The organism is Cohnella herbarum, from assembly GCF_012849095.1.
Taxonomy (GTDB): Bacteria; Bacillota; Bacilli; order Paenibacillales; family Paenibacillaceae; genus Cohnella; species Cohnella herbarum.
Window position 1 is genome coordinate 1,157,225 of the sequence record NZ_CP051680.1, and the last position, 24,653, is coordinate 1,181,877.

General features: G+C 50.2%; 20 protein-coding genes. 15 read left to right on the top strand and 5 right to left on the bottom strand.

All coding sequences use genetic code 11. The features are described from left to right. The first annotated feature begins 66 nt into the window (after window positions 1-66). Window positions 67-1,098, top strand: coding sequence for a CobW family GTP-binding protein (locus tag HH215_RS04920; RefSeq protein ID WP_310735549.1), 1,032 nt, complete (start codon window positions 67-69; stop codon window positions 1,096-1,098). Window positions 1,099-1,102: 4 nt separating this feature from the next. Here the strand turns inward: HH215_RS04920 and HH215_RS04925 are convergent, their stop codons facing one another. From HH215_RS04925 to HH215_RS04935, 3 genes are read right to left on the bottom strand one after another with little or no spacing between them, the layout of a single operon-like run. After that, window positions 1,103-2,266 carry a Ger(x)C family spore germination protein gene (locus tag HH215_RS04925; RefSeq protein WP_169278897.1) on the bottom strand — a complete coding sequence of 388 codons (1,164 nt, stop codon included), beginning with the start codon at window positions 2,264-2,266 and terminating at the stop codon, window positions 1,103-1,105. Next, a complete protein-coding gene (locus HH215_RS04930) occupies window positions 2,266-3,819 on the bottom strand; it encodes a spore germination protein (protein ID WP_254450366.1) in 1,554 nt (517 codons plus the stop codon). The genes HH215_RS04925 and HH215_RS04930 overlap by 1 nt, the downstream gene beginning before the upstream one ends. Then, window positions 3,816-4,898, bottom strand: a complete 1,083-nt coding sequence (locus HH215_RS04935) for a GerAB/ArcD/ProY family transporter (protein ID WP_169278898.1) — start codon at window positions 4,896-4,898, stop codon at window positions 3,816-3,818. Before HH215_RS04935 ends, HH215_RS04930 begins: the two co-directional genes overlap by 4 nt. Before the next feature lie 175 nt (window positions 4,899-5,073). Here HH215_RS04935 and HH215_RS04940 point away from each other — a divergent pair, with 175 nt between their 5' ends. The 3 genes from HH215_RS04940 (at window position 5,074) to HH215_RS04950 (ending at window position 8,579) form a co-directional block, all read left to right on the top strand. Further along, window positions 5,074-5,511, top strand: coding sequence for a GNAT family N-acetyltransferase (locus tag HH215_RS04940; protein ID WP_174887671.1), 438 nt, complete (start codon window positions 5,074-5,076; stop codon window positions 5,509-5,511). A 140-nt stretch (window positions 5,512-5,651) separates the two neighbouring features. Beyond that, on the top strand, window positions 5,652-7,610 hold the full coding sequence (locus HH215_RS04945; RefSeq protein WP_169278900.1) for a copper amine oxidase N-terminal domain-containing protein: 1,959 nt from the start codon (window positions 5,652-5,654) through the stop codon (window positions 7,608-7,610). A gap of 165 nt (window positions 7,611-7,775) precedes the next feature. After that, on the top strand, window positions 7,776-8,579 hold the full coding sequence (locus HH215_RS04950) for a hypothetical protein (protein WP_169278901.1): 804 nt from the start codon (window positions 7,776-7,778) through the stop codon (window positions 8,577-8,579). Here HH215_RS04950 and HH215_RS04955 read toward each other — a convergent pair. Both HH215_RS04955 and HH215_RS04960 read right to left on the bottom strand, forming a co-directional pair. Further along, complete coding sequence (locus HH215_RS04955; RefSeq protein WP_169278902.1) at window positions 8,574-10,040, bottom strand: sensor histidine kinase; 1,467 nt, start codon at window positions 10,038-10,040, stop codon at window positions 8,574-8,576. The genes HH215_RS04950 and HH215_RS04955 overlap by 6 nt on opposite strands. Then, window positions 10,037-10,723, bottom strand: a complete 687-nt coding sequence (locus HH215_RS04960; protein ID WP_217362275.1) for a response regulator transcription factor — start codon at window positions 10,721-10,723, stop codon at window positions 10,037-10,039. Before HH215_RS04960 ends, HH215_RS04955 begins: the two co-directional genes overlap by 4 nt. Before the next feature lie 234 nt (window positions 10,724-10,957). Between HH215_RS04960 and HH215_RS36005 the strand changes: the two genes are divergently transcribed. From HH215_RS36005 to glpX, 11 genes are all read left to right on the top strand, one after another. Then, complete coding sequence (locus HH215_RS36005) at window positions 10,958-12,442, top strand: efflux RND transporter periplasmic adaptor subunit (RefSeq protein WP_217362276.1); 1,485 nt, start codon at window positions 10,958-10,960, stop codon at window positions 12,440-12,442. Beyond that, window positions 12,442-13,170: an ABC transporter ATP-binding protein gene (locus HH215_RS04975; protein ID WP_310735550.1), complete on the top strand. Its 729-nt coding sequence runs from the start codon at window positions 12,442-12,444 to the stop codon at window positions 13,168-13,170. Before HH215_RS36005 ends, HH215_RS04975 begins: the two co-directional genes overlap by 1 nt. Next, window positions 13,148-14,323 carry an ABC transporter permease gene (locus HH215_RS04980; RefSeq protein ID WP_169278904.1) on the top strand — a complete coding sequence of 392 codons (1,176 nt, stop codon included), beginning with the start codon at window positions 13,148-13,150 and terminating at the stop codon, window positions 14,321-14,323. The genes HH215_RS04975 and HH215_RS04980 overlap by 23 nt, the downstream gene beginning before the upstream one ends. 46 nt (window positions 14,324-14,369) lie before the next feature. Next, window positions 14,370-14,936 (top strand): RNA polymerase sigma factor, encoded by a 567-nt coding sequence (locus HH215_RS04985; RefSeq protein WP_169278905.1) that lies wholly within the window; start codon window positions 14,370-14,372, stop codon window positions 14,934-14,936. A gap of 72 nt (window positions 14,937-15,008) precedes the next feature. Next, the gene (locus tag HH215_RS04990) at window positions 15,009-15,686 is read left to right on the top strand and encodes a response regulator transcription factor (RefSeq protein WP_169278906.1); all 678 of its coding nucleotides are present in this window, start codon (window positions 15,009-15,011) and stop codon (window positions 15,684-15,686) included. Then, complete coding sequence (locus tag HH215_RS04995) at window positions 15,683-17,053, top strand: HAMP domain-containing sensor histidine kinase (protein ID WP_169278907.1); 1,371 nt, start codon at window positions 15,683-15,685, stop codon at window positions 17,051-17,053. The genes HH215_RS04990 and HH215_RS04995 overlap by 4 nt, the downstream gene beginning before the upstream one ends. Before the next feature lie 194 nt (window positions 17,054-17,247). After that, entirely contained in the window at window positions 17,248-20,346 is a 3,099-nt protein-coding gene (locus HH215_RS05000) for an efflux RND transporter permease subunit (protein WP_174887601.1), read from the top strand. 17 nt (window positions 20,347-20,363) lie between these two features. Further along, the gene (locus HH215_RS05005; RefSeq protein WP_169278908.1) at window positions 20,364-21,584 is read left to right on the top strand and encodes an efflux RND transporter periplasmic adaptor subunit; all 1,221 of its coding nucleotides are present in this window, start codon (window positions 20,364-20,366) and stop codon (window positions 21,582-21,584) included. Window positions 21,585-21,605: 21 nt separating this feature from the next. Next, a complete protein-coding gene (locus HH215_RS05010) occupies window positions 21,606-22,181 on the top strand; it encodes an RNA polymerase sigma factor (RefSeq protein WP_169278909.1) in 576 nt (191 codons plus the stop codon). A 95-nt stretch (window positions 22,182-22,276) separates the two neighbouring features. Then, a complete protein-coding gene (locus HH215_RS05015) occupies window positions 22,277-23,428 on the top strand; it encodes a metallophosphoesterase (RefSeq protein ID WP_174887602.1) in 1,152 nt (383 codons plus the stop codon). Between the two features lie 249 nt (window positions 23,429-23,677). Next, window positions 23,678-24,637, top strand: coding sequence for a class II fructose-bisphosphatase (glpX, locus tag HH215_RS05020; RefSeq protein ID WP_169278910.1), 960 nt, complete (start codon window positions 23,678-23,680; stop codon window positions 24,635-24,637). The last annotated feature ends 16 nt before the right edge of the window (window positions 24,638-24,653 follow it).

Below are 24,653 nucleotides of genomic sequence, written 5' to 3' on the forward strand. Positions count from 1 at the left end.
ATCGCATCGCTATATCGACCGGTATGCACCCCGGTTGTTTCTAAATTTCGGAAGGAGCAAGACATCATGATGGACAGAGTCATCCCGGTCTATGTGTTAACCGGATTTCTGGGAAGCGGCAAGACGACGCTGTTAAATCGAATATTGGACGATGCCAAAAGTCGGGGTTTGAAGCCGGCCATACTGCTGAACGAGGTTGGAGACGTGAACGTGGAAGGTCAACTTATAGAGAAAGACATTCCAATGTCCGAACTGCTCGGTGGCTGCATCTGCTGCACGAGCCGCGGGGATTTAGGGCTTGAACTCGTGCAGTTGGCGCAGGAAAACCGTCCGGACGTCATCTGGATCGAGTCCACGGGCGTAGCCCAGCCGCTCGAGATCATGGATGGCGTTACGGAGGCTTCCTTGTACGCCAAATTGGAGCTAAAGAATGTCATCACCGTCGTGGATGGTCGCCATTTGCTCGATAAGCTTCGTATCGGATCGGGAAAAACCTTCAAACTGATGAAGGAGCAAATTCGCGCGGCGAACGTGCTCGTTCTTAACAAAACCGATTTGGTGCATTCGGACGATCTCGAAGAGCTAAGAAACGCGCTTGAAGATTGGAACCCGCATGCGGTTATCGTCCAGACGACGAGAAGCGAAGTCGCTCCCGAAGTGTTATATGCCGATCACGGAGCGATCGATTTGAATACGGACGCCGACTCCGTCCACCATGAACATTGCGAAGATGAGCACTGCGACCTTGATCACGATTATTCTCACGATCACGATCATACTCGTCATGTTCACGATCATGCGTCGCCGCATGACCACGTGAACGTCGTGACCTACTTTTTCAAAGGAGGCGTGGATAGCGTACGGTTCGAAGCCTTCTTGAAGCAACTTCCCGATAACGTTTATCGCGCCAAAGGCATTGTCGCCTTTCAGGATACGGCTAGTCTCTTCTTGTTCCAATATGCGTATCGAGAAGTTGATTTTCTTCGTATCACTCCTCAGAAAGCCGTGAATAACGTAGCCGTGTTCATCGGAGAAGGTTTCTCCCAATCCGATCTCGTTGCGCAGCTTGAGCGTCTCGATACCTTGATCGCACCTTGATCGCTTAGTAAGGAGTCATTTTTCTCTTGAATTTATACATGCCGGATTGAACGATCTTAACGGACACTTTCACTTCTCCTAGGTTAATCGGTAGGAGAGGAGATTTGCCTGCCGAGGTTAGTTTGTTCCAATCGTTGTATTTTTTTCTGTAAAAGTCATGTTCTAAGTTCAAGAGATCGACCTTCTTGTTTATCCCTACCCGAAGAGCCGTTCGCACTTGTTCGGCGATAAGTTGTCCGGCAAGTTGTTCCAAATCTGCCTCGCTCCTCATCTCCCATAGTTCGATGATCGCTGCGCTTACCTTGATACCGACTTTAAATACGGGCGCTCCGTTGACCATGTCGACCCGCACTTTGGATTTGGGTTTAGCAAGCTTAAGCTCGGCAATCGTTTGATCGCCCTGATTAAGGGTAATTCGTGAACCTTGCGACTTGTTTACGAGCCATCTGATGCCGAGCAGTTCCTTGTCATTTACCCAAGAAGTGTAACCAACATTACGAATGGCAAAGATCCCGTCAATCTCCAGTTTGGGATCCGGCTTTTCGTTTCGTTTCCATGTCTTATCGGAAACGTTCAGCGAGGGGAGGAGAGCCGTTTGTCCCGGTTCCCTCATTTCCCTAATAAATTGGGATAATCTCATGGGAGCGATAATCGGCCGTTGGTTATAATTCGTTTCCGGAGAATGCAGGATGGAGTTGATCGGCGACAAGTTAAAAAAAGGCTTCGTCGTGAACAGATCGCTAATATCGGCCTTCGTTCCGTACACCCAAGGCGTGTAACGGATTTCCGGATATCTGATCAAGGAATCGATAACGCCAAGAAGCTCACCATGTTTTAATGTGCTCTCGGAGAGCACGATGGCATTCAAGTGTCCCCAGAATACGGTTTGCTGCGTCGTCTGGTATAACTCGACGATCGCTTGAGAGATCGATTTTCCTTCGGCGCTGCCGATCCATACCGTTGCCGGTTTATCGCTCTTGCCGCCGCCTTCGGATTTGGCAACGCTGGCGAAATCGAGCTGTTGGACGTAGACTTTATATGTATTGTCCGAATAATCGATGCCGATGCCCGTGAAGTAGTTGACGTCCTGCAACGACTTAATATCCCAACAGGCGGTGAGCAGCAGGCTCAAGCCAAGGAACGGCAAGATCAACTTTAAGCGCCTCATCAAGAGTTATCTCCCTGCTGGGTAGAGTCGTCGGGAGAATACGTAGCCGGTCTTTTCTTGTACATCTTCGAAGGCAACGACACGATCGAATGGACGACATCCCTGAACCGTATCGGCGATAGAGGCGACATAAACGGAACTCCGAACGAGGTGAGCGACGATAAATAGACGACCAGCAAAAACACGGAAAGGAAAAAGCCCAACATCCCGAACATGCAGCTTAATGCGAGCACGCCGAATCGAATGACCGTTACCGAACCGCTCAGCGACTGATTCACAAGCGTAAAAGTCGCAACCGCTGTCGTCGCGGAGACGACAAGCGTCGTCGGTCCGGTAATTCCGGCGGATATCGCGGCTTCGCCGACGATCAAACCTCCGACGACGGCAACGGTTTGGCCGACCGCTTTGGGAAGACGCATGCCCGCTTCGCGGAATAGCTCGAACAACCCGATCATGAGAAACAGATCGACCGGTCCCGATAACGGAAGGCCGAGCCTGGCTATAACGATCGTGGCAAGTAGCGGAAAAGGGATCTGATCCAAGTTGAAGGAGGTAATCGCTACATAAAAGCCGGGCAAGAACAAGGCGACGGACAAACCGATTAATCTTAAGAGTCTTTCCAATGTGACGTAATAAAACGGAAGGTGAATGTCCTCCGGGGATTTGACCAGCGATAATAAATTCGTAGGTCCGATCAGAACCATGGGCGAGCCGTCTACGATAATCGCGAAACGTCCCCTAAGCAAGCTGTCGGTAATATAATCGGGTCTTCCGATATACTCGATCAGCGGAAACAGGGAATAGGAGGCATCGGATAATCCTTCTTCGAGCAGCTGGCTGGAGAGGACGCCGTCTACTTCTATTTTCTGCAATCGGGTTCTCGCTTCGTTGAGCAAGTCTTGGTTCGTAATATCGGTCATGTATAGGAGCGCGATCGACGTCTTGCTTCGACTTCCCAATTGGAAATATTCAATGCCTAAAGTAGTCGTCTTAAGACGCTTGCGAATAAGCGCGACATTCGTATCGATCGATTCCGTAAATCCGTCCCGAGGGCCTTTAACGGAAATTTCCGTATTGGATTCGCTTGGCGCGCGTTGAGGCGGACTTGCCATCTGAATCGCGTACAGATCGCGCGTTTCTTCGAAGAATAACACCAAATTACCCGAGAACACTTGCTGTACAAGGTTTTCAACGGCATGCGGCTCCACGATGCGATGCATATTCTGAGTTTCGAACGGGATGTCCGATAAACGCTTAGTGTCGTCCGAAGGCGGAATTGTAAGCAGCTTCCTTAACTGCATGTACAGAAAATCGTTAAGCTGTTTGGAATCGATCATGCCATCGCAGTATATCAACAGAGGATTCGGATACTCCGAATCGTTCTCCTTGAAATAGGAATGGATGTTGACATCTTCCGCATCGCAGAACAATTCGAACAGCTTCGAATGATCCAAGTCGTCTAATGCGAGATCGGCCTTTTCTTTTTCATTCCCATGGCTGGATTTGTCATTGCCGTAATAAAACGTTTTACGAAAAAATTTATTCATATTCATGCGGGTTTACCTCGTTTAATGAGAATGAGCAGAAGTAACGCGAACGGGAATACATAGAAAAACATCATAACAATAGGAAAATAGAGCTGCTTAAGAAATGAGTAGAAAAGCGAGTCGCTAAGCTTGTATTGGGAAACGCAGAAAATAAGTACGCCCCCCGTCAAGAGCATATAGGCGCTTTTCCATTTGTTGCGGCTCATTTGCAGGAGATCGAACAACAGGTAAAAGGCGAGCGAAATTCGAATCATGGATCCCGAGATCCATTGGTAGATCGATAAGAAATCAAGGTGAGAGACGAACTTGCCGATAAGAACCATGCGCCATTGCTCGAATGCCGGATACCGCTGATCGGCGGATTCGTAGGGACCGAAGATCGAGATCGCAGCGATGATCGGTCCGAATACCAATCCGGTTACGGCAACCGTAAGCACCAGCAGCGAGGACAATCGGAATTTCTTGTTGAGATGCTGTTGCAGACCGAGCAGGAGCACGAATTCGACCAAACCGCCTAAAGTATATACCGTGCCATGTAGAATGGAAGCATATCCTTGCGTAAAGATCGGCTTCAAATAGGAGTAATCCTTGAATTGATAATTGACGCTCATGACGAATAGGCCGCACAGAATCACCGCCGGCAGCAAGATCCCTGCCGCGATCGTAACCGTCCTCAGGCCGGATATCGCCGCAATGATGCCGCTCAGGGCAAACAATGTGACGGTGATGGGGAATGGAGTTCTTGGCAAGTAAGTAATCTTGGTCCATGCGGACGTATCGCGGAGAGTAACGAATAGGATCGCGATACATAACAGAATGAGAGGCAGGATGACGGTCCATGCCACAACGGAATTGTAATGACTTCTGAACCATTCGAACAAGGATTGCTGCTTCGTGAGCTTCATTATGTAATACAAGATAATCGTCCACAGGATGAGCGGCGGAATAGCGAACAAAGCGCTGATCCACGCATCGCGATGAGAGGCTTGCAAGATCAGAGGAACGACGATGACATGGTTCGTAATGCCTACGGCCAAATTAAACAGAAACATGGCCTGTACCACATTAATCTTGGCTTGCGGCATGTCGCAGCTCCCTTCTTCTCGCAATTTCCATTATTATGGATTAGCTATGCCGATTTTATGCTATAAATTGGAGCGAACAAATGCATTGAACGCTTATGGCCTATCCGGTATGCTGGATAGACGAGCGTCCGGGCTTTGTCCGCAGAAGTCGATCAAACATAGAAAGGCTGACGATATGAGAATCGTACATGTGAAGACGGAAGAGCAATTACGACAAGCCTTCGATGTTCGCGTCGAAGTATTCGTGAACGAGCAGGGCGTACCGAGGGAGCTTGAGATGGACGAATATGACGAATCGCCTGAATCGTGCAGCCATTTCATCGTCCTGGAGGGCGATGTGCCGATTGCGGCGGGGCGCTTCAAGACGTTCGAACCCGGCGTTGCCAAGATGCAGAGAATTGCCGTCCTGAAATCTTATCGCGGCAAGGGGATAGGGAAGGTGCTTCTAGGGGAGATGGAAGAGGAAGCTAAGCGGCAAGAGTACAAACAATCGTTGCTGGACGCGCAATGCACTGCGGAAGATTTTTATCGGAAGTTAGGTTATGTGACGGAATCGGCAGAGCCTTTCTTAGATGCGAATATTTGGCACGTACGCATGCGCAAGAGCTTGTAATCCGACGTTGCCGATCTCGCCGTTTATTTCATTCTTGTTTAAATTCTATGAATATAGCAACCTTTGTCCGGTATTGTCGTAAATACTTATGATTAAATGTTACAGACACACATAATCGACTAGATTAGAAGGAGCACGCTATGAAAAGAAAGTATTTGTTGTTATTTCTTTCCGCACTTTTGTTATTCTCGATTCAACTCCCGGTTCATGCCGCCGATAGCGCTAACGGACTGGACAAGCTAGAACTGACGCAAGGCTCGAAAATCATGGTACACAACGGCAAGACCGTAACGGCGACACAACCTCTTACAGCAACGAAAGGCGTATCTTACGTCGCGGCAAGATCTATCATGAACGAGATTTACGGAACGATCGCATACGATTCCAAGAGCAAGCTGTACACGTTGTCTAACGGTATTAATGAAATTAAATTGTTGGCAGGCAATCCTTCTTATACGTTAAACGGAGTCGTTAAGACTAACGCCGGCGCTCCTTATTTGCTCAAAGGCACGCTTATGATTCCGTTGCGCACAGTAGCCCAGAGCTTCGGATTGACGTTGACGAACCTTCCTAAAGAGAAGAAAGTCGTACTGACATGGGCTTCCAAACCGGTTGCGAATTTCTCGGTATCGGATACGAATCCATACGCGCAACAAACGGAAGTTAAATATACGAATCAGTCGTACCATCCAAGCGGCCTTAAGATTATCGACGAACGCTGGGAGAACAACAACGCGATCTTCGACCAAGCGGGAACCTATACGATAAGCCACTGGGTTCAAGATGAAAGAGGAACTTGGAGTGATCCTTATACGGTTACGATTACGGTCAGACCGCCGAATCAACCTCCCGTCGCTCAATTTAATACGGACAAAGATACGTATAAAATGGGAGAATTCATTACGTATACCGACCTAAGTACCGACGACGAGAATCGGATCGCCAGCACGGTATGGACGAATAACGAACGCGGGTTCTTCGTAGCGGGACCGCAGAACATCACTTTAACCGTAACGGATGCTAACGGTGCCGTGAACGAATATACGAAAACGATCACGATCACGGAAGAAACGCATTACACGAAAGAAGAGTTCGATCTGCTATATACGGCAATCGGAGACAAGTTCGGAATTAGCGGACCATCCGTATTATCTTTGCCTAAGATGCCTTACTCGATTAATGACCGTCAACAAACGTTAATTAGGGCGAATAGTCCGGAAACGATTCTTGAAGAAGGAATTTATTATGAAGACACGGTAAGCGGCAACGTAAGATTCCTGCTCCATAATCTGAACGGCCGTTCGAATCCGGTCAAAATCTACGTGCTCTTAACGAACGAGAACGCCGAAACGGCTACAGTAAGGATGGGAGCGAAAGGGATCGGCGGACCTAATCCGATCGTATCGCAAGTAGGCCGCATGGTTACGGGGAGATTCCTCGAATCGGTATTGAATCCGACGTATTCCTATTTGCAGATTCCGGCTGGAGAGAGCAGACTGATCTTTCAAGAATATAGCGACAAAAGAGTTCGTCCGGGCGACGTATACTCCATGTTCGCGGACGTTCAAATGAACTCGAATCTCAAGTTCCAAGTCATCGTAGTCGATGAACACCGTGAAGTCATGAGCATGTTGCCATACCTGAAAGTGCTGCCTAGCAACGACAGACACATTCGCGGAACGTTTGAGAACGCCAACCGGATGATGTACGTGAACCAGACGATCGGCGACGTGAAAAGCCGGATGATTCTAGCAGATAACGTAGAAGATACCCGGTTGACCGGAATCGATAAAACGACGGGAACGTCGGTGCTGAACATGGGGAACTATGGCGTTCTGTACACGATTCGGTTAAGCAACGTCCAACCGCATACCGCGATCGCGATTAATCCGCGCGGAGGACATTATGCAGGCGCCTTTACCATTAACGGTAAAGTTGTTTACGCAACGAACGATAGTATATTGCGAAACCCGAACGAAGTCGGGATGCTCTATAAGTCGGGCGATACCGTAGAATCGGTTGATATCACGTTCACGCCTGCGAACGGCAGCATGCTGCCTATCAATCTATTATTTTTACCTATGCCTGAGCTTAAGTAAGAAGTAGAATCTGCCGTTCCGGCGCGAGAAAATCGTGCCCGGAACGGTTTTTTTATTGACGCAGAAAGACAATTCTTTTCAAAATATTTGACATTGATAATCATTATCAATTAAAATGAACACTATCATACACCGTTGCCCGGTTGAAGGAGTTGGGTTCATTCGATGCAAGTATCCGCGAACGCTGGGGGACTCGTGTTTCATTTTTCATCGGTTAAGAAAATGTCTTCCGACTTACTGGCAGCCGCTCCGCTTGGACAAGGCGTCGTATATAAGAGGCAAATAGATAGCGAATGGACGGAGAGTAACGAAGGGCTGCCGCACCAGACGCATATTAATCGCTTGCAAGTGTACGTAGATAGGCTGTATGCCTGTTCGAATAAAGGATTGTTCTATAACGAGGACGGATTATGGAATTCAACGGAGTTAGCCGTCGGCTGTTATCAGTATAAAGAATTCGGCGAAGTCGGACTTGCCGGAACGTCTTGCGGACTATGGTTCACAGAAGGCGCGGAGTGGCATCTTATGATGCGCTCGGATCTCATCGTCTATGATTTCTTGTATTTGCCGCAATATGTCGTTCTCGGAACGAATGAGGGAATATCGATTCTGGATCGTCTCACGACGACTTGGATGAATTTCAAATACGGGTCCGCTGTGACCAGCCTGGCCGTTTCCCACGGTAGAATTATCGGGGCGACCGAACATGGAGATCTCCTCGTGGGGAACCAGCGGGGCGGGTTCGAGCGTTACAGAATGGGCAATACGTTCATATTCTCCGTCGTTACGCGGGACGACGAAGTGTACGCTTGCTCGGATCGCGGATTGTACCGCGTTAGTCGGATCGGAAATCAGATTTCATTAATGGCCTTAAAAATCGGCGTCCAAGTGACGGATGTGGACGTGGATGACCAACATCTCTATATCGCTACCCTATTCGAGGGCGTGCAACAGCTAGAGAGATCATAAAGGGAAAGTGACCCGGAACAAGCTGCCTTCCCCAAGGCGGCTTTCTACGTTTAAAGTTCCCCCGTGAAGTTCGACTAGAGATTTCGTAATGGAGAGTCCAAGGCCCGCCCCTCCGTATTTACGCGCGCGAGAGCTATCGATGCGATAAAAACGCTCGAACAGATGGGGAAGATGCTCGGCCGAAATTCCCGTTCCGTTATCTTGGACAGTCGTCTCGATTCCGTCATCCGTCCGAATAACCTTGATCCGTATTTTACCGGAATGCGGATCGGTATGCTGCACTGCGTTCTGGAATAAATTCAGCAACACTTGTTTGATTTTATCGCCATCCGCCTGGATGAGAATACCCGAGTCCGCCTCTATCGTAACCTCGCGCTCTTCTCCCAACAAGAGCAGTTGCTCTTCCATCTCCCGAACCAGCTCTCCAAGATCGCAAGGCGATCGTTTGATCTCGGGCTCCCTGTCCAGCTTCGCTAATTGAAGCAAGTCGACGACTAATTTATTGATTCTTCCGGACTCTCCATGCATGCTCCTAAGCGCCTTGTTTAACTGGATCGGATCGGCAGCCGCGCCTCTGAGCAACACTTCAAGGAAGCCGTGAATGGATGTTAACGGAGTTCTAAGCTCGTGCGACGCATCGGAGACGAAACGGCGCATTTGCTCCTTCGCTTCTTGCTCGGCGCGGAAAGAAGTCTCGAGGCGCTCTAACATGCGATTAAAAGAATGCGACAACCGATCGATCTCCATCGGCTGCTCGTTCTCCGGTAACCGTTCGTTCAGTTTGCCCGAATCGATGCGTTCGACGGTAGTTACCATTCGGGATAGCGGGGTTAACGTTCTGCGAATGGCAGGCAAGAACGTAAAGAGGCCGCCGAAGATAGCCGCCAATGCTAGTGCCAGATACAACAGAAATTGTCGGTTCAGCTCGTTCGTCATAGGTTTCGTGCTCATGCTAACTTGCACGACTCCGTCAATGCCGGAGAAGGAACGGACCGGTTGCACGACCACTAACTGCTGTCCAAGGGTTGAATCGCGTACGATCGAATAAATAACCTTGCCTCTTCGCGGGTGATTAAAAGCTTCGTTATACACTTCTTGACTCAAACGAGGAACGGAGTCCGTTGACGTCGCGTTCATTGGAGATATGACCGTGAATTTGCCTTCTTTGTTCATATAAGCGACGGAAGCGGAAGGGAAGAAAATGAACGCTTCTGCAGGTCTTCTACGCATTTGGGGGTTAACTCTTTCCCATAACTCCCCGGGAACGGATTGAATCTGTCTTTGTATGCCGGCAGCCCGATTCTGATATATAAAACGTTCCATGAAAAAATATTGAAAAAGCCCGATGACCAGCAGCAGACCGGCTAAGATAAACAAAATGCGGGATAACAGTTGGTAGCGAAGAGAGCGGGGAAATACGATCGCTCGAATGCGGCTGAACGCGTTATTCCATCGATTCATAGGAGATCCACCCGGTAGCCCGCTCCCCTGATCGTCCTGATCACTCTATGCTCTCGATCCTGGAGCTTATCTCTTAACGATCGGATGTACACTTCCACGATGTTCTCCTCACCGCCGAAATCATAGCCCCACACTTGATCGAGTATTACGCTTTTACTGAGCACGTGACCGTGGTTTAACACGAGATACTTAAGCAATTCGTGCTCCGTAGGCGACAGATCGAGAATACGTTTCCGGTATCGAAATTCTTTGCGAACGGCATCGATCGCGAACGGGCCGATCGCAACCTCGCTCAGCAGGTGAGGAAATTGGTTCCGCACGCGCGCTTGAATACGCGCAAGCAATTCCCCGAAGCCGAAGGGCTTGGACATATAATCGTCCGCTCCGAGATTAAGGCCTTTAACCCGATCCTCGATCTCTTCCTTGGCCGTAAGCATGATTACGGCTACGGGCTTATCGGCCTTTAAAGCCCGACAAACCTCGAAGCCGTCCATCCCCGGCATCATGACGTCCAGAACGACCACGTGCGGGTTGTATCGCTCGGCGAGGGCAATGCCTTCTTGTCCATCTTGCGCGGTCGCCACTTGATAGCCTTCATTCGTTAAACCAAGCTCCAGAAACTGCAAAATGTTCGGCTCGTCGTCCACGACCATGATTTTGATTCCTTTTCCTTGCTGCGACATGTTCATTCCTCCAACAAAATACGCGAATTTCAACCCGATCTCTACGCTATGACTACCATTATGAGCTAATTTGCTTAACTTTGGCTGAGAGAAAACTGAAAGAATACTGAATTTCTTTTTCTTGAGGGTTACCTGAAGGCATTCAGAAAACATTCAGCGGGCACTCATCTTGAACTAAGGTTCATCTTCCATAATGTTCGCTAAGACGATAAAAAGCGAAGGTGAAGCATTCGGATGAAGAAGAAGATCATATGGATAGCTGCTCTAGTCATCGTACTAGGGGCGGGAACTTGGGGTGGTCTCCGGTTCTTCGATAAGAAAGACACGCAATTGGCCGCAAGCTTCCCGACAACGCAAGTCCGCAAGGGCACGATCGAAGTGAAAGTCAGCGGTACGGGCAGCGTGCAGCCTTTCGCGCGCGAAACCCTGAAAGCGAGCACGGCGGGAAAAGCGCTGAAAGTGAATTTCAAGCAAGGAGACAGCGTAAAGAAAGGACAAGTGCTAATTACATACGAGAACGACGATACTTCCGATCAGGTACGAAGCAAGGAAATCGATCTAAAGAAGAAGAAGCTGGAGCTTACGGATTTGCAAACGAAGTATAAGGAAGCAGCCGATGACAAGGAACGCGAATCGCTCGTGTTGAGCATTCAGAAGCAGCAGCTTGATATCGAGATGGCTCAGGCGGATATCGCTTCTCTGAAGACGGAAGAAGGCATCGATCCTATCGTTGCTCCGATTGACGGCGTGTTGGAAACCTTCAACGTACAAGCAGGGGACTCGATTAGCCCGAATAGCGAACTTGGCGAGATCGTCGATTTCGCCAAGCTGAAGATGGTCGTCGGCATCGACGAGCTGGATATTCCTAAGGTGAAGCTCGCGCAAGAAGCTCAGATTCTAGTCGAAGCGTTGCCGGAAGAGACGTTCACGGGAAAAGTGGAAGCGATCGCGAACGAAGGCACGGCGAGCAACGGCGTAGCTTCGTTCGACGTAACGATTATTCTATCGGAAGCGAAAAACTTAAAGGCGGGAATGTCCGCGGAAGCCAGCATCATGACGGATAAGAAAACGGATGCCCTCTATGTTCCTGTGGAAGCGGTGCAATCTTCGCAGGGGAAATATTTCGTCATGGTTCCGAGCGCGGGAGGAACAGGCGCTTCAACGAACGGCTCGCAAACCGCGGGAGCGAATGCGGGGACGAGGCCGCAACAAGGGCAAGCAGGCCAAGCCGGGCAGGGTGCCGAAGGCGAACCTCCGCAACAGGAACCGCAACCGCAAGGTCAACAAGGGCAACAAGGTCAGCAAGGCCAAGCCGGGCAAGGTGGAAACGCCGATCGTTTCCAGAACATGACCACAGAGGAACGCGCGGCTATGCGCGAGCAGTTCATGGCGAATCGGGGAGCGGGCGGAGCTAACGCGAATGCGTCCGGCAGCGTTACATCGACTCGCAGAGTCGAGGTCGAGGTCGGCATTAATAACGAGGATCAGATCGAAATCCTATCTGGGCTAAGCGAGAACGACCTCGTCGTGCTTCCGACGGTCGCTAGTTCAAGCTCTAACTCGAACATGCAAGCCGGCTTTCCGGGTTTTGGCGGCGCAGGGTTCGGCGGCGGTGCCGGCGGAGGGTTCCCCGGTGGCGGAGGCGGCTTCCAGGGCGGCGGAGGCGGCCGTCAATCTACCGGCGGAGGCGGCGGTGCAGCGGCGGGCGGTGCGCGCTAATGACCACGAAGCCGAAGCCGGAAGCTCCCTTGATCCGAATCAAGGGATTAAGTAAACAGTATCGCATGGGCGGAGAGACGCTTAACGCATTGGATAACGTTTCGTTAACCGTTAATCAAGGAGATTTTATTGCCATTATCGGTCCCTCGGGCTCGGGGAAATCGACTCTTATGAACGTGATCGGCTGTTTGGATACGCCTTCTTCCGGGGAGTATTGGTTAGACGGCGAAGAAGTTAGCCGATTAAGGGAAAACAAACTCGCGGAAATCCGCAACCGTAAGATCGGCTTTATTTTTCAAGGGTTTAACTTGTTGTCCCGACTAACGGCCATCGAGAACGTGGAGCTGCCTCTGATCTACAGGGGAGTGTCCGCGAAGGAGCGGAAGGAGCAAGCGATCGAAGCGCTTAGGAAAGTCGGACTGGAGGAGCGGATTCACCATCGTCCCGTCGAGTTGTCCGGGGGACAACAGCAGCGCGTGGCGATCGCGCGAGCGCTAGCCGGCAATCCTCCGATCTTGCTTGCCGACGAGCCTACCGGCGCCTTGGATACGAGAACCGGCAAGGAAGTGATGGGATTCATTAAGGATCTGAACTCCCTCGGCCACACGATCGTGCTCATTACCCATGATCCGGACATTTCGCGGCAAGCGAAACGGGTCGTGAAGATCATGGACGGGATGTTGAACGAAGAGGAGGGCGGACGGAATGAACTTCTTTCAAGCGTTTAAGATGGCCATGAAGAGCATTCTGTCCAATAAACTCCGTTCGCTGCTGACGATGCTCGGAATCATTATCGGCGTTACGGCCGTTATCGCTCTCGTCGCTCTGGGGCAAGGAGCGACGAAATCGGTGACCGAGCAAGTGCAAAGTCTTGGAACGAACTTGCTCACGGTGAGCATTGTCGGCCGGGGTTCGACCAATACGTTAAAAGCGAGCGAAGCCGTCGCGATCGCGGACAAAGTGGAAGGGATTCAATATATCGCTCCCGCTAGCACGCAGAGTTCTTCGGTGAAGTACGGAACGACCAGCGTAACCGTAAACGTTGTAGGCACGAATGCGGATTATGCGAATGTGAGGGAATACGAGGTCGCTTCGGGACGATTCCTCGCGCAAATCGACCTCGACGTTTACCAGAAGGTTGCCGTTATCGGCTCGACCACGGCGACGGACCTCTTCGGCTTCGCGAGTCCCGTGGGCGAGTATATTTTGATCCAAGGAACGCGCTATAAAGTCGTTGGCGTACTGGCCGAGAAAGGCAGCACGACGACGGGCTCGAACGATGAAGTCGTGATGATTCCCCAAACGTCGGCCGAGCGGTTGTTCAAATCCAAAGGAGTACGGACTGTCTACGTTCAGGTCGAATCTACCGAAGGGATCGATGCGGTCGTGACCGGGTTGGAAGCCGAGTTGAGCGATCATTTCCGCGGGAACACCGATAGTTATCGGGTATTTAATCAAAGCGATGCGCTGTCGACGCTAACTTCGGTATCCGATACGTTAACGCTGGCTTTAGCGGGAATCGCGGGAATTTCCCTGCTCGTCGGGGGAATCGGAATTATGAACATTATGCTCGTTTCCGTAACGGAGAGAACGCGGGAAATCGGAATTCGCAAAGCTATCGGAGCCAAGAGACGGGATATCCTTATCCAATTTCTGATCGAATCGATGGTACTAAGCGGACTCGGGGGTTTGCTTGGCATAGGAATCGGCGTCGGAGCCGCGCAGGGCGCTTCTTCGGCATTCGATATGGACATCGTATTCTCGGCCAACATTATTCTTATAGCGTTCGTCTTTTCCGTGGCGATCGGAGTTGTCTTCGGAATGTTCCCGGCGAATAAGGCAGCTAAGCTTAAGCCGATTGAAGCGTTGCGGTTCGAATAAGGGATATTGCTTCAGGCTCAGACTCATGGGAAGGAGGGGAAATCGCTTGGGCATCATTCCGGAATACGAACGGCTGATCGCGCCGCATATGGACGATCTTCGAAAGTATTGTTATTACTTGACGCGGTCGAAATGGGACGCGGAAGATTTGTTCCAGGATACTCTGTTGAAATCTTTGGTTTTTTTCCTGCATACGGAACCGTATTTGGATGTGAAGCCTTTCTTGGTTCGCGTCGCTAGAAATCTATGGATCGACGATTGCCGTAAACGGCAAAGAAGGCGATATATGCATACGGATATTTCTAACGCATATTACAGCGATAACGATTACGTAGAAGTTCGCAGCGCCGTTGAATGGTTGGCCGAGCGGTTCCCCAGACGGAATATCGATACGTGGCTTTTGTTTAACTACTTCGGCTACTCGATGCAAGAAATCGCCGAAGCGATGAATTGTACGATTTCCGCGGTTAAATCGGTGCTTTTCCGAACTCGCGAACAGCTTCGCGACAGAAACGGTCTCGCCGATCACCGCAAGGTCATCCATCTGGACGTGGAACGCTGGTCGCGCGCGATCATGCAGGACCGTCCTCAAGGGCTTCTGTCGAAAGGTTGAGGAAGTAGGGAACCTGAATCCATAGTCTACCGTATAAGAAGTGGAGCATTCGCATACGGGAGGATTATAGAGATGGCCAACATCCTGATCGTCGACGACGACCCGGACATTCTTGAACTGATTCGGTTTTATTTGTTAAGGGAAGGCTTTAAGATTTCGAAGGCATGCCATGGCATCGAGGCGTTGGAAGCAGTCGGTCAAACGAAGATCGATCTGGCGATCATAGACGTGATGATGCCGAAGATGGACGGATGGCAGCTGTGCAGCCGACTTAAGGCAGATTATCCGGAGATGCCGATTCTGATGGTGACCGCCAAAGGCGAAACCAATCATAAGCTCAAAGGCTTTAATCTCGGCGCCGACGATTATCTCGTTAAGCCGTTCGATCCGTTGGAGTTGGCGGCGAGGGTAAAGCTGCTGCTTAAACGATACAAGATTCATACCGCCATGAAGCTACAGATCGGTAAAGTTTTGCTCGATAAACATCGGTACGAGGCGGTCATCGATGATGTACCTATATCTCTGCCGTTAAGGGAATTCGATCTCTTGTTCAAGCTTGCCAGTTATCCGGGTCAGATCTTTACGCGGAACGATCTGATCGAGCAAGTGTGGGGGGCGGATTTCTTTGGAGACGACCGAACGGTAGACGTACATATTAAACGGATAAGGGATCGGTTTGCCGAACTGAACGGTTCGTTCGCGATCGAGACCAAACGTGGGCTTGGATATAAGCTAGTGGTTCACGAATGATCAAAACGCTATATTTTCGGGTTGTGCTCACCTATTTGGTCGCCGTAATCATCGGACTAGTCAGTACTTTCTATATTGCGCTTTCCCTCATCGAGACCATAGGGGATCAGTATGCCAATAGGCTGCAAAGGAATCTGATGAAAGACGGGATAAGCATACAGAAACTTTACCGAGCCAACGGTATCGATCATGCTGAAATCGCATTAGAGGAAGAAAAGCTCAAAAAGAAATACGAGGTTAGAGTTTACGACAGTACCGGGAAGTTGAAGACGGAGGTAGGCAATCCGCCGGCCGATCTGTATATTATCTCGGATGAAGTCGTACGCTCCGTGTTGGACGGGGGAACTTACAGGGGCATGGAAGTTGCGCCGACCGAGCTTGTCGTTGGGCTTCCTCACGAGGAGTCGGGCGAGAAATACGCTCTGTTTATCCAAATCTCCGAGGGAACCGTAGTCTATTACTCCCTGCTAATGCTCTTTATAGCTTTGATATTTAATCTGCTGGTTGGTTGCTTTATTATTTTCATAGGTGCGAGGTACTTGGTAAAACCGCTCAGAGGGATGAAAGCGGCAGCCGAGAGAATGGCCAAAGGCGAGTTCGATATCGAGCTCAAGTGGGAGAAGCGGAAAGACGAGCTGGGACAATTGGCGAAGAGCTTTAATTATATGGCAAGCGAGATGAAGCAACTCGAAACGATGAGGCAGAACTTCGTATCGAACGTTTCTCATGAAATCCAGTCGCCGCTCACCTCCATCTCGGGATTTTCCAAGGCGCTTCAACGGGACGACCTCACCGACGACGAAAGAAAGCTTTATTTGACCATTATCCAGAACGAAAGCGAGAGATTGTCCCGACTTAGCGACAATTTATTAAAGCTGGCTTCGTTGGATTCGCAGCGTCATCCTTTCGAACCTAGCTTGTACGATCTGGACGAGCAAATTCGCAAAGCCGTCTTGTCCAGCGAACCGCTGTGGTCCGCTAAGTCGTTGGAATGGCGTCTGGATTTGCCTAAAACGAAAATCAAAGCCGACGAAGACCAATTGAATCAAGTATGGATTAATCTGATCGGAAACAGTATTAAATTTACGCCGGAAGGCGGTATTATTCATATTCGCATCGTTCAGCATATGGATTTGATCGAAGTGTTCGTCGCCGATAACGGGATCGGAATTCCGCTAGAAGATCAACGGAAAGTTTTCGAAAGATTTTACAAGTCGGATCAATCGCACAACAAGAACCAACCCGGCAGCGGCTTGGGGCTTGCGATCGTCAAGAAGATCGTCACTAGGCACCGGGGAACCGTCACGCTGAATCATAACCCGGGCGGGGGAACGATCGTTACCGTTATGCTGCCTCATCGTATTTAATGCCATAAACAAAAAAACGTCGGCAAAGGGAAACCTTTGGACCGACGTTTTTTTATGCGAAAAAAAGGAAGGCCTCCATTTCGTCATAGTTTATTCATATTTCTGTATTAAGCTTGTGCAAAGCAGGAGAGGGAGGGAAGTTCTGCCAGGGAAATGACGAAGATAACGAATCGAATTTGCAGGAGGGTTACCTGTTGAAGGCACTAATCCAGTTTTCCATGAACAAAGTAGCGGCTATGTTTATCTTGATCGCAATCGTGCTAGGGGCCGGAAGTTACGCGGGCAGCTCGCTTAAAGTAGAGAACATGCCGGATATTTCTTTTCCGTTTATCTACATAGTTACCGAGTATCAAGCCTCGCCGCAAGACGTAATGAACTTGGTCACGAAACCGATCGAGGACAAGATTGCCAACATAGCCGGGTTAACGATGATGAGTTCGTCGTCGAACGACGGATACTCGACGGTTAACCTGGAGTTTAAAGAAAGCATTAACGTCGAGAAGACGAAGCAAGACCTAGAGAGCATAGTTCAGGAAGTCGGCCTGCCCAAGGAAGCCGGAAGACCGAAAGTCGCGACCGTGGGTTACGCCTCTTTTCCTTCGTATTATTTGGCCGTTCATGCGAACGACTCAATGACTCAGACCGAGCTGGATGAGCTATACGACAAGGAATTAAAGCCCGGTTTCGAATCGATAAGCGGGATCGATCATATCGATACGATCGGTGCCCGAAAGTCCTCTCTCGATATCCGGTTAGACGGAGGAGCGTTGGCCGCTTATAGGTTAACGCCATCCATGGTTACGAACGCGATACAATCCGCGATGACGAACGGTTCGGTCGGAATCGTCAAGTTCAACGGCAATTCGCAGATCGCCCGCGTGAAGGGGGAGTTGAACAGTCTTTACGATCTGGAGAACTTGGAAATCTCGACGCCGACGGGGCAAACGTTGCTCATCAAGGATATATCCGATATCGAAGCGATTAATGAATCCAGTTTTATCGCGAGGTTGGATGATAAGCCTGCTATCGGTATTCACCTGTACATGTCGCGAGGCACGAACGCGGTCGATTTCTCCAATGAAGCGAAACAAAAGATCAGCGACTGGGAGAAGTCTACTCCGGGGATCTCGTTTAATACGGTGTACGATAGCGCGGACGAAGTCAGACAATCGATTAGCGGATTACTAAAGGAAGGCTTTCTCGGCATTATTCTGGCTTCCTTGATGATCTTGGTATTTCTGCGGAATATGAGAATGACGCTTATCGTCATCGTGTCCATTCCGCTGTCCGTCTTGTTGACGCTGGTCGTTATGAATTACTTGAACATCACCTTAAATATTATGTCTCTCGGCGGACTATTCATCGCGGTCGGACGGATCGTGGACGATAGTATCGTAGTCATAGAGAGTATCTACGCGAATCTCCAGAAAGCGCAGAAAAGGAACGAGTCGGTTGTTCTTCTGGCCGTTAAACAAGTGGCTATGGCAATAAGCTCGTCTACGTTCGTTACGGTCGGCGTGTTCCTGCCAATCGCCTTCGTAACCGGAATTATCGGAGCGTTATTCCGACCGTTCGCGGTTACGGTATCCGTCGCGTTGTTGGCTTCCTTGCTCGTTTCGCTGACGGTTATCCCGATGATGGCGAAATTGATGGTGCTTCGCAACGCCAAGGCAATGGGCACGAAAGAGCATGAGGGAGGCAAATTGGTTTCGTTCTATGAACGAACGTTAGTTTGGTGCCTAACCCATCGAATGAAAACGTTGCTTCTTTCCGGATTGCTGTTCATCCTAACGATCGTCTTTACCGTGCCTAACCTTCCTAAAGGGTTTATCCCTGAAGGCCCGCCCGTTAAACAAATGAATTATTCGATCAAGCTTCCCTATGAAACCTCCTTCGACAGCACCGATCTGCAGGCGAAACAGCTTGAAACGATGTTGCTGGAAGCGAAGGACGAGAATGATCGGTCGATGTTTACTTTCGTGGAATCGTTGGTCGGTTACGGCTGGTCTGAAGAGCGCGTCCCGTACATGATCGAGCTGATCACGCAAGTGAACGATGACGTCGACCCCGATACGGTCAAGGAGCGTTATCGCAAGCTGATCGCGGATCAACTTCCTAAAGGCTCCGAAGTCATGTCCGGATCTCTGGCCGGGGGAAGCGGTTCATCATCGGTCGATTTCGTGTACGTGATCTATGGCGAGGATCAGTTGATGCTTGAACAAGCAGCCGCGACGATCAAGAACGAAATGAAACAATTTTCCGAGCTGAAGGAAATCAAAGATAGCTTGGGGGACGCGAAAACGGAAATTCAAATCGCGGTTTCTCCTTCCAAAGCGAATCTCTTCGGATTAGATGTTTCGGGCGTTCAGCGTCTTGTCGCGGAATGGATCGCCAAGTACGAATTAGGCAATATTCGCTTGGATAACACTTTATTCAAGTCGGCTGTCGAGCTTGCGTCGAAGGATAAAGATTCGTTGGATCAATTAGGCCGAATGCCGATTCAAGCTGCGGACGGCACCATCGTTCACTTGAACGAGATCGCCAAGCTAGGAGAGGTTAAATCTCCGTTATCGTTGCAACGCGAGAGTCAAAGGCTGATGGTCAGCATAACGGCGAAGATAGATTCGAACGACAAAGCGGCGATTAGCTCGAAAGTGTCGAGCCAGCTCGAACAGCTAGAGCTTCCATCCGGAGTATCCACGACGATTCGCGGCGTTAGCCTCGATATGGCCAAAGGCTTCACGCAGATGTTCGCCGCTATGGGCGCGGCAATCGCGATCGTGTATCTGATCATGGTGCTGTGCTTTGGGAACGCGGGCACGCCGTTCGCCATCTTGTTTTCCTTGCCGCTCGCGGTTATCGGCGGTTTGCTCGGATTGTGGATCGCGAAGGAATCGATCAATATTACTTCTCTCATCGGGTTCCTTATGCTCATAGGCATCGTCGTCACCAATGCGATCGTCTTGCTCGATCGTACCCAGCAACTGAGAAAAGAAGGGTATCTCGCGCGTCATGCGCTAATCGAATCGGGCAAAGTCAGACTGCGTCCGATCATCATGACCGCCGGCGCTACGATTGCGGCCATGGTTCCGTTGGCTCTTGGACTGTCGCATGGCACGCTCATTTCCAAAGGGCTTGCCGTCGTCGTCATCGGAGGTCTGATCACGTCCACGATATTAACGTTAGTCGTCGTTCCGATCATCTATGAGCTGATCGAATCGTTCAAAGCGAGATTAAACCGAATGTTTAATCGTAAGAACAGAACGACTGCCGGCGAGGATATAAGCTTATAAAAAAGGAGTCACGATCTATGTGGATTCATGAAACGCGAAAGCGACAATCGAAGTTAAACAATAAGAAGACGATTATTCTATTGCTTCTAAGTGCCAGCGCCTTTTATCTCTCCGGATGTTCCACTTCCGCCAACGTAGCGGAACAACCGACAGCGGCGGTGAGCGAAGAAGCTCTCGTTAAGGTAGAGGCGGTTGCCAAGATAAGCATGGGAGAACCGCGAGAGCAGCTAGCGGAAGTTAGCGCATCGTCGCGGGTAGACATTACGGCGGAAGCCGGCGGGATGTTGCTGCGCTTGGTCAAGAGAAACGGGGATAAGGTCAACGCGGGAGACGTCATTGCCATTATCGACAACAAGAATGCTTTTATCGAGAAGGAAAGAGCCGAAGCGGCTCTTAAGAACGCGGAATCATCGCTTCTGAACTCGGAAGCGGAGTTATCCGCGAGACGATTGGAGCTGACCAATACGGTGAACTCGATCAAGGATAAGCTGAAGATGCAGGCTAGGGAAGGCACGGAAGCCGAACAGGACGAGACGAAACGCAGTTTAGCCGTTGCGCTTAAACAATTGGAAGCTTTACAAGGGAACCAAGCTTCCGAAGCCTTGAAAGCGAACGTGGAGACGGCGAGGCTAAGTCTGGAACAGGCAGCTCACTCCTGGGGGAATGGAGAAATCAAAGCGCCCGCAAGCGGTATTCTTACCGACGTGAAGGCCGATGCGGGGTCGAATATTCAAGCCGGAAGCGCGTTCGGCGTCGTCCAGAACACCGAGAAAGTGAAGCTCAAGGCGCAATTAACGGAAACGGCCGCGCAATTAGCGCGCAACAAACGGGAAATCGTATTCAAGAACGCTGGCGACGGCGAAAGCCAGAGGAAAGCGAAAGTCGTTTATTTGTCGGAGCTTCCCGACGCGGGCACGAAATTGTACGATTTCGAATTAGAGGTCGAGAATACGGACCGGTCCTTGAAGCCGGCCTCTCGGGTTCAAATTCAACTTACGACTCCGGAGGAGGAAAGCGTCATAGCCATTCCTTCACTCAGCATCGTAAGGGAAGGCACGGAAACCTTTGCATTCGTGCTCAACGGGAACAAGGCGGAAAAACGGAAAATCGTGCCGGGACGGATCAACGGGCCATATCAGGAAATATTGGAAGGTTTGAAGATAGACGATCGTTTGATCGTTTCGGGTCAACATGCGTTGAAAGACGGACAAACCGTAGGGATCGCTCCGAAATCATGACTTGAAGGAAAGGGATCTCGCATGGACGTAAATACGATATTCGATACATGGGTATCCCCGCACTTGGTGGATCTAAAAAAATATTGCCACTATTTGACGAAGTCGAAATGGGACGCGGAGGATTTGTTTCAGGAGACCCAATTAAAAGCGATGGTATTCTTCGTGCATTCCGCGCCGTATTTGGACGTGAAGCTATTTCTCGTCAGGGTGGCCAGAAACTTGTGGATCGACGATTGTCGGAAGCGCCAGAGGCGGAGAGGGTTAGCGGTCGCTGTCGTCGATTCGTCAAAAGCATACTATACGGATAACGATTACGTGGAAATCCGCAGCACGATTGAATGGCTGTCCGAGAGGTTCCCGAGGCGCAATATCGAGATGTGGCTTCTGTTCACGTATTTCAGGTATTCGATGCAGGAGATCGCAACGGACATGGCAAGCACGATTCCGACGGTCAAATCCGTTCTGTTCCGTACCCGGGATCTTCTGCGCCAACGGCACGAGTTAAAAATAAGTCGGCCGATTATCCATTATGACGTAGAGCGTTGGTCTCGAGCGATCATGCAAGATCGGCCGCAAGGCATACTCTCCCAAGGTTAAACGTATAGAACCCCGAGCCGTTTCGGTTCGGGGTTCTATCTGTGTTATAATCTTCTCAGTATTTTAATAGAGAGAGTAGGGAGATTGCCGCGCAGATGAAAATCCATCCTCGAATGATCGTGCTCTTCGTTTTTCTAATTATCGTATACTCTAGCATTAACTTTTATATCGGATGGCATCTGACGGAATGGCTCGATGACGTCAATATCACGGTATCGCCTTGGCTATTCTGGATTACGTTTGGAATTGTCGCTTACGGTTACATTGCCGGACGTTTTCCGTTACCCGAATTCGCGAAACCTGTCGGCCGATTGTTGAAGGTGATCGGTTCCTATTATATTTTCATCATGGAAGCCGGATTGATCCTGTTCGCCGTATCGGATTTGATTAAACTCGTTTTATGGATATCGGGTGCTAACCTTCAAGATTACGCGCTGTACGCGAACGGTGTTATCGTCATTGTTCTGATCGCGCTGACAGCGATCGGTTCATGGAACGCTTGGAGTCCGATCGTGCGCAAATACGAGTTGGAAATCGCCAAGCCGCCGGTCGAAGGCGGCCAACGCGAATGGACGATCGCGATGGCATCGGATATTCACTTGGGTAACGTGGTCGGTCGCAGACATCTCGCCAAACTCGTGAAATGGGTGAACGACGTAAAGCCGGACTTGGTTTTGTTGCCCGGAGACGTGATCGACGATTCTATCGAACCGTTCATAAGAAACAAGATGGGCGAGGTGCTTGGACAGTTACGAGCGAAGCGCGGAGTATTTGCCGTGCTGGGTAATCATGAATATTTCGGCGGTCATATCGATCAATATGTCGAAGAAATGAAACGGATCGGCATCCGGGTACTGCAAGACGAAACGGCGGACATCGGTGGAGAGCTGTTCGTGGTCGGACGCAAAGATAAAACCGCCGAGTCCATGGATAGCTCGAGAAAGAGCGTTGCCGAGCTAACACGTCCGCTGGACGGCAGTAAACCGATCATTCTGATCGATCACCAGCCGACGAAGTTCGCCCAAGCCGCGGAAGCGGGAGCGGACGTTATGCTGAGCGGTCACACCCACCGGGGACAATTCGCTCCGAACCACTTGTTCACGAAGAGACTGTTCGAGCTCGATTGGGGCTATATGAGAAAAGGGGCGATGCATGTCATCGTATCCTCGGGTTTCGGATCCTGGGGGCCGCCGATTCGGATTGGCAGCCGTTCCGAAATGATCTTGCTTCATATTAAGCTCGTTTGAGCGCGAATTAACCTAAAAAGGTTGGTACAAGGGATTAGTCTTGTACCAACCTTTTTAGGTTTTTTGATTTGCCCCACCATAGTCGGAATTTCCGACTAAGAGAGCGGAAGTCTCATATCGCAGGTATACTATTGTGCAATTAGGCCCAATTTGTGCCTCAATTATGCGGATTATTGTTTTAATATTGTAACATAAATAATAATATGATATACATTATATAAGTTGATTTCGCGATATGGAGGGCGTTATATGGAGAGAGAGTTAGCATTGGAGATCGTACGAGTTACGGAATTGGCGGCATTGGCATCCGCGCCATGGATGGGCCGTGGAGATAAAATCAATGCGGACGGAGCGGCGACATCGGCGATGAGGGCGATGTTCGATTCGATATCGGTTAACGGAACGGTCGTTATCGGCGAGGGAGAGATGGACGAAGCTCCGATGCTCTATATCGGAGAGCAAGTCGGCAGCATGAACGGTCCCGAGGTCGACGTTGCGGTCGATCCGCTGGAAGGAACGGAAATCGTGGCGAAGGGTTTGAACAACGCGATGTCCGTTATCGCCATCGCGAATAAGGGGAATCTGTTGCATGCGCCGGATATGTATATGGAGAAACTCGCCGTCGGTCCGCAATTGGTCGGAAGACTGCGCCTGACGGATCCGATGGAAGTGACGTTGGCCAAAGCGGCGGACATCTTGAACAAGAACGTCTCCGAACTTACCGTTATGGTGCTCGACCGGGTCAGGCATGAAGCGTTGATCAAGACGTTGCGTAAAGTCGGAGTCAGAATAAAATTTCTGTCCGATGGCGACGTCGCGGGGGCGATGGCTCCGGCGTTCCCTGAAGCCGGCATCGATCTGTACGTCGGATCGGGAGGCGCGCCTGAGGGAGTGCTCGCCGCTGCCGCGTTGAAATGTCTGGGAGGCGAAATTCAAGGCCGATTAATGCCTTCCGATGCGAACGAATACGCACGTTGCTTGCAGATGGGAATCGACGATCCTTATAAAGTGTTGACGATGGAAGACATGATCGGAACGGACGACGTCATATTCGCGGCGACCGGCGTCACTCCGGGGGAATTCCTAGGCGGAGTAAGATATTTGCCGGACGACCGCGCGGAAACCCACTCCATCGTCATGCGCGCCAAGACGAGAACGATCAGATTCATTAGGGCGCTTCATTATTTGCCGAACAAAAAAGGGCTGTAATCCGCTATTATACGCT